Raw genomic sequence first — 2,864 nt, forward strand, 5'->3', positions numbered from 1 at the left:
GACTGGACGCCGGGAAACTTCCCGGCGACTGTCTCGACAAAAGGCGCGGCAAACAGGACGGGGGTGTCGAGCGGTTCCAAAAGGGTAGTCTGCCGGATGGTTTCGCCGGGCGGGGAGGGCTGGTGAGATCGATTCCCGCGAAGAACAAACCGCCCCATCCCGTCTTCGCTCACGGCTCGCCGATAGTTCAGCCGGTTTGTCCAGGTCTTGCCATCGTATTGATCGAATGCCACACCGCGGAGGTACAACCCGGCCGCTTCGCGCCGCGCGCCATCGGACAATTCAACCCGCATCACGATGCTGGGATCCCGCTTGACGGGGCCGATTTCCCCCAAGTTCACCGTTTCCGAGAATCCCGACGTGCGGATGTTCTCCCCGAATCCTTTTTGATAGAACCCCGCGCTGACCCGTGGAATCGCAAAGAAGATCGCCAACGTCAGGCCAAACGTTGCAAGGGCAAGCCCGTTGGCAAGCCAAAAGAGTTGCGGTGTCACATAGCCGGTTGATGGATGACGTGGCGCCCGAAAGGGGGCCGGTGGCGTGAGCGTTCCGGTTTCCTCCGGATGCTTGGTCAGCTGAAACAGCAATAGAGTCCATACCGCGGCTAACAGATAGAGCAGGAAAATCGGGAGGTACCACAGATCCGTCGTGAGGGACCCGGAAGTCAGGATCGCCACGAGGCTGATGGCGTAGAGATGCAAATAGTCGCGACGAAGCTTGAGGTTGAACAGTTTGATGATCATGAGGACCATGAGGAAGTGAATGCCTGCCGGAAGGAGCTCACCCGAGATCCACAGCAGATCCACCCAGAATCCCAGAAAGCCGGCGATCACGAGAAGATTCCATCCGCCGGGTGAAATTGGAGGGACCGCCGCGAACCGCTCCGTGGATATGCTTCCTCCGTTCCGTAAGAACGCCACGATCAGAGCCGCCCCGGTCAGCGCAGCCAACCATTCCGGCAGACCGGCTCCGAGCGTCAGCCCGATGAAGGAGGTGGAGGCCAGCCAAATTGACGCGAAGCGAAGGGCCTGATCAAATGGCATGCGATGCTCCGGCGATGACGGCTCCGTCGATCATAATGGTGGGGTGTCTCGGCTCTGTATCCTCCGGTCCCAGCCAGGACTGCGCGACAATCATCGTTCCTCCTTGGGCATCCAAAGGCTCCCGGGGCTGGTTTCCCGGCTGGAGGGATTCCACATGAGGAGACTGCCGTTCACAGAGGGCGAGCATCCGAAGAAGTTCCAAGAAGTGGAGATCGCCTTGGCCGAATACCGAGCGGGACGATCCTACGACCAACTGGAGACTGTACCCGCGTTGCGCCAAGAGCCGAATGATGGAGGCTGCCATGGACACAGCCTGTTCGAATACGGTGTCGTGGCTCGCCGGGGCGACGGTCGGTACATACACGACGGCACGGCGTTGGTCTTCGGCTTCGGTTTCTCGGACCGTCAATTGGGACGTCCGCGCCGTCGTCGGCCAGTGAATCTTTCGCGAGTCATCACCGGCTTGATACAGGCGAAGGTTGTACAAATCGTTGCCGTGCCCCCACCGGTGGACGCTGTGTTCCGCCCCGGCGGTAAGAAGACCTTGCAACAACCTCTCATTGATCGGCTTGAGCTCCGGGCACACGATGACCGTATCCCCTAGCTGATAAAACGCTCGTTTCATGAAGAGTCCGAACGGAAACTCCGTCCCGACGCAGACCCCGTCCAGTTCAAGACGGCCGCGCCGCGAGGCAACGAGCGAATACGACAGCAGCCGGCTCGCGCCCGGAAGGAGTTGACGAATCTCGAGACTCGGTTCCAACTCCCGGCCCTCGCTGACATCGAACAGCCTCAAGGAAAAGCTCGGGAGCCGGGACTTCCCGTTCTTCACGACCAGCGTGGCGGTGGCCGATTCATTCACGATGAGATGATCGGGGAGATGGCGGTGGAATTCCAGCCGGCGCAAGGAGTGTTCCGCCACGATTCCCGAGATCAAAATGAGGCTCAGCATCATCGCGAGCAACAGATAGAAGAGATTGTTGCCGGTATTGATCGCCGCGATGCCGATCGCCAGAGTAAAAAGCAGGAATTGAACGCCTTCTGACGTGATGCGCGTCGAGCGCCGGCGAAACAACCGTGGGGCCATGGAAGGGTATTGAAGCGGCATGCACCACCAGTCCCCCGTCGGGACAGGGGCTTCGTGAAGACTTACACAGGGACGGGAATCGTGTCGATGAGATCCTGGATGATCCGCTCAGCTTGCTCGAAACTTCGCTGACTCACACCCTGCGCGCGGGCGACCATAATGCGGTGAGACAGCACGATGGGAGCCAGCTCCTTGATGTCGTCCGGTAGACAATAGGTCCGGCCGCGAACGAGCGACAGCGCTTTGGCGGCCCGGCTCAACGCCAAGGCGCCTCTGGTGCTCACCCCCAATGACAAGAGGTCCGACTGCCTGGTGCTTTGGACAATGGCCAACAGATAGTCCGTGATGCTCTCCTCCATGAGCACATGGTCGACTCGTTCCTGGAGCAGCAGGACATCATGCGCCGCCAGCAGCGGTTGGAGCTCCTCCGCCGGGTGGAGCGATTGCGGCCGGTCGAGGACCTTTTTTTCTTCTTCCGGCGAGGGATAGCCGATGCGAAGCCGCATCAAGAACCGATCCAGCTGTGACTCCGGGAGGGGAAACGTGCCGTGGTACTCGGCGGGGTTTTGCGTCGCGATGACCATGAAGGGTTGATTCAAAGGATACGTCTTATTGTCGAACGAAATCTGCGCTTCGCTCATCGCTTCCAAAAGACTGCTTTGCGTCTTCGGCGTGGTCCGATTGATTTCATCCGCGAGCACGATGTTGGCGAAAATTGGACCAGGCATGAATTC

Annotated in this window: 3 protein-coding genes; all 3 read right to left on the reverse strand. The window is 59.5% G+C overall.

Annotated features, from left to right (window positions below; genetic code table 11):
• Positions 1 to 1,043 (reverse strand): TgpA N-terminal domain-containing protein (locus ACOSYY_RS09270; protein ID WP_421661984.1); only part of this gene is annotated, 1,043 nt, incomplete at its 3' end.
• Complete coding sequence (locus tag ACOSYY_RS09275) at positions 1,033 to 2,151, reverse strand: DUF58 domain-containing protein (protein WP_421661985.1); 1,119 nt, start codon at positions 2,149 to 2,151, stop codon at positions 1,033 to 1,035. The genes ACOSYY_RS09270 and ACOSYY_RS09275, both read right to left, overlap by 11 nt.
• Before the next feature lie 41 nt (positions 2,152 to 2,192).
• Positions 2,193 to 2,864, reverse strand: a 672-nt coding sequence (locus tag ACOSYY_RS09280) for an AAA family ATPase (protein WP_421661986.1), incomplete at its 5' end; no start/stop codon positions are given.

Source organism: Nitrospira sp. BLG_2, assembly GCF_049222245.1.